The sequence below is a fragment of the Streptomyces sp. NPDC059900 genome, from assembly GCF_050270335.1.
Classification (GTDB): domain Bacteria; phylum Actinomycetota; class Actinomycetes; order Streptomycetales; family Streptomycetaceae; genus Streptomyces.
In genome coordinates this window covers 1-3278 of sequence record NZ_JBNNJZ010000758.1, presented here as the reverse complement: position 1 = coordinate 3278, position 3278 = coordinate 1, and the positions used below count along the sequence as shown (strand labels likewise).

Genomic DNA, 3278 nt, shown 5'->3' with positions numbered 1-3278 from the left:
GTCTCGGCCAGGTCGGTCAGAACCTGGTCGGCCCCCAGTTCGCTCAGTCCGGCGGCACGGTCCGGCGAACCCACCAGTGCCGTCACCCGGGCGCCTGCCAGCGCCGCCAACTGGACGGCGAAGTGCCCCACTCCCCCGCTGGCGCCGGTAATCAGGACGTTGCGCGCCAGCAGGGATCGCGTGCGCAGCACCCGCAGTGCGGTGACTCCGGCGATCCCCGGCGCGGCACCGTCGGCCAGATCCACGCTCTCGGGGACGGTGGCGAGCGCGGAGGGTCTGACTGCCACCCGCTCCGCCCATGCGTGGGCAGACATCCCCAGCGCGACGCGCGTACCTTCGGGTGGCCCCGAGCCGTCGGATGCGGCGCGCACCACGATGCCGGCCGCGTCGTGACCGTGCACGGCGCCGGCGGGCCACTGGTGCACGTAGTTCAGCTCTCCGAAGTTGAGACCGATGTGGCGTATCTCGACCAACGCCTCTCCGCTGGTCGGCACGGGCTCATCGACATCGGCGAACCGGACGGGACCGGACTCACCGTGATCCACCACAAGGGCGCGCATGGGTGTGATTCCTTCTCTCGTGGATGCGCCTGAACACTGGGCGCGGCAGCGGGCGGAGTGTGCGGATGCCGCACTGCCGCCTCCCTGAAACCCTACGCACGGCCTGCACAGCGACCAGCCCCGTGACAACCGATCAGTTGACGATCTGTGTCAGTGCGGCACCGAGTTGATCAGGACGGGGCCCGGCCGCGGTGGTGCCGCCCGGGAGCGCGGTGGGCAGCAACCAGAACAGCGGGGCGCAGGTCAGTGAACCGGCGCCGCCACACCGGCCCGGCCGCTGATCCCGGCCGGCAGCTCTACCACCGCCGGACATGGCAACAGGATCCGCCTCGCCAAGACGCCCGCGGTCCGAACCGCGCTCTCTCGCCCCCGGTTGACCCGCGCAACAAAACAACCGCAACGCGTGCTTCTCGCGTGAGCGGGCATCAGCCCACGAACCCACCGCTGTGCGGGTGGTTCATCCCGCGCCAAGGGGCTCAAGCCGGTTGAACCCGGCCAGGCGGGGCGCAATGGCGACGGGGAAGGATGCGCCGTCGGGCGTCTTGAGGGCCAGCACGATGTCGTGGTCGGGTTCACCGAATACCTCGAAGTGCTGCACGGTGCAGTGCTCCATCACCTCGCGGATGTACGGGTCCGACAGCCGCCAGTGGGCGCGGATGGCATCGGAGTCGCGGTAGAGCTGGAAGCTGTGCGCCAGCATCCGCTCCTCGTCAATAAACACCTCCACCATGAGCTGGGGCCCGTGCTCTTGAGCGAATGTGACCGCCTGCGCGATGGCGCGCCGGAAACCGTCGAGATGGCCGTCGACGATGCGCATCGTGTTGCGGAAGAGAATGGTGCTGCTGTCTGTGATCTCCATGCATCCAGCGTCGTACCTCAACCAAGATTGAGGTCAAGAGTGCAGCGCGGCCCGGGCTCCCGGCTGGAGACAGGCTCTACGCGCTCCCCTTCCGTCTGCTCGGCGAGAGGTTGCGCGGGCGTCGGCAGCAGGACGCGGCCACCTCCTGCAGCGCCGGGTCTTAGCGCGTTTCGCCGCTCAGCGACATCAAGGGCGCCCAGGTGTAGCGCAGATTCACGCCGTGGTCGTTGAGCCAGGCGATTTCGCGGTGCCGGAGTTCGTCCGCGGACTCCGGGGCGATGGCGCTGGGCCAGCGGACGAGTACCGCGGTGACGCCTCCTGTCTGTACCAGCTGTTTCACACGCCGCCAGCCTCCGCGCCGGGCCGGGTCGGGTTCGCCGTATGTGTCGGTGACGACCTCGGTGATCGTCAGTCCGCGCTCCCGGGCGAAGGCCTGCCCTTCTGTCTGGGCACGCTGTGTGGCAGCCCGAGGTTCTGTCCGGGGTCGGTCGGCGCATACGTACAAGACCACAGGCGAAGCAGGTGGACCCTGGGGATTCATGGGTGCCTTCTGTCGGTGAAGCGAGAACGAGAAGAAGAGGAAGAAGAGAGAGTCATGGCCCTGCGAAGGACGCGTGGCGAACTGGGCAGTACCGTCTGCTCCTTCGGCCGGCAGGTGGGGCGGGGAAACCGGTTCGGGACGCCACGGCGGCCGGATCCGGCCGCGGGAGACCCGTGGTGCCGTGCGGAGTCAGGGCCGCTGCCGGCGTCCGGCCGGTGCCGTGCCGTCAGGGGCCAGCCGTCATCTCGGCCCAGACGACCGTGCCGGTGGCCCGCGTCGAGCGTGCCGAGCCCCAGCGGTCCGCGAGTTGCTGGACGAGCAGCAGACCCCGTCCGTTCTCCTCGTCGGCCCCGGCGACCCGCACGGGAAGGCTGGCCGGGGCGCGGCCCTCGTCGTGGAGTTCGATGCGCAGACGCCGCCGGTTGCCGGTCAGCGTGATGCCGCACAGGACGCGGATGCTGTCGGTGTGGAGCACGGCGTTCGTGGTCATCTCGGAGACCAGCAGCACCGCGTCGCAGCTGGTGTCTTTGGGTACGTGCCAGGCCAGGAGACGGTCGCGGACGGCGTCGCGGGCGGTTCGGGCGCTGATGCGCAGGGCGGGCAGGTTGAACCAGTACTCGCGGCGCGGCGCGGTCGCGGCTAAGGCGGCAGCCGTGGGTGGGGCCGGGGGCGTGGGGAGAGTCACGGGTGTCGCCTTCCAGCGCCCCTTCGTGGGGGTGGGCGCGGTGTCGGAATGCCGAGGGGTGTGAGGCGTATGCCGAGGCAGTAGCGCCGCGGTGGGGCATCCGGGGCGGCATCCGCCCCACCTTTCCCGTCCGGGCCGGATGCTGTGCCAAGGCTGTGCCCTTACCTCTCACGCATCAACTATGCGCAGGGCGGCGTGCACCCTGCAACCGACTCCCTGATAATTTCAGCGATACGTGTATCAGCATGGCGTCAACATCAACTCGCTGTCAGAATGATGCTGTTGACGGGCTATCGGGAGGTCGGGCGTGAGGGAGCAGCCCCGTTCCAGCACCAGCGCGCCGACGGTCCTGCGCATGATCCTCGGTCGTCGGCTGCAGGACATGCGGCTCGACGCCGGTGCCTCGCTGGAGGATGCGGCACGAGCACTGCGCGTGAAGACGCTGACGATCCGCCGGCTGGAAAAGGCCGAGGTCGCGCTGAAGCCTCTCTACGTGGAAAAGCTCCTGGAGACCTACGGCGCGGACCGCGGGATGATCGATGAGTTCGTCGACCTGGCCGAGCAGGCCAACGAGCCCGGATGGTGGCACTCCTACCGCGATGTCGTGCCCGGTTGGTTCACCGCCTACGTCAG

At 69.1% G+C, this 3278-nt stretch carries 5 protein-coding genes; 1 reads left to right on the top strand and 4 read right to left on the bottom strand.

What is annotated here, in order from left to right; translation table 11 throughout:
• The 4 genes from ACQKIP_RS43410 to ACQKIP_RS43395 form a co-directional block, all read right to left on the bottom strand.
• The coding region (locus tag ACQKIP_RS43410) for a zinc-binding dehydrogenase (protein WP_427745542.1) at positions 1-560 on the bottom strand (560 nt) is incomplete at its 3' end.
• A 457-nt stretch (positions 561-1017) separates the two neighbouring features.
• Entirely contained in the window at positions 1018-1419 is a 402-nt protein-coding gene (locus ACQKIP_RS43405) for a hypothetical protein (protein ID WP_365863398.1), read from the bottom strand.
• Positions 1420-1579: 160 nt separating this feature from the next.
• Positions 1580-1759 carry a hypothetical protein gene (locus tag ACQKIP_RS43400; protein WP_365863400.1) on the bottom strand — a complete coding sequence of 60 codons (180 nt, stop codon included), beginning with the start codon at positions 1757-1759 and terminating at the stop codon, positions 1580-1582.
• A 427-nt stretch (positions 1760-2186) separates the two neighbouring features.
• On the bottom strand, positions 2187-2645 hold the full coding sequence (locus tag ACQKIP_RS43395; RefSeq protein WP_365863402.1) for an ATP-binding protein: 459 nt from the start codon (positions 2643-2645) through the stop codon (positions 2187-2189).
• Between the two features lie 355 nt (positions 2646-3000).
• Here ACQKIP_RS43395 and ACQKIP_RS43390 point away from each other — a divergent pair.
• On the top strand, positions 3001-3278 hold a 278-nt coding region (locus tag ACQKIP_RS43390), incomplete at its 3' end, for a helix-turn-helix domain-containing protein (RefSeq protein WP_427745543.1).

What these genes read in the sequence shown, in the direction of transcription:
- ACQKIP_RS43405 (WP_365863398.1), bottom strand. Translation starts at nt 1,419, where the DNA reads ATGGAGATCACAGACAGCAGCACCATTCTCTTCCGCAACACGATGCGC.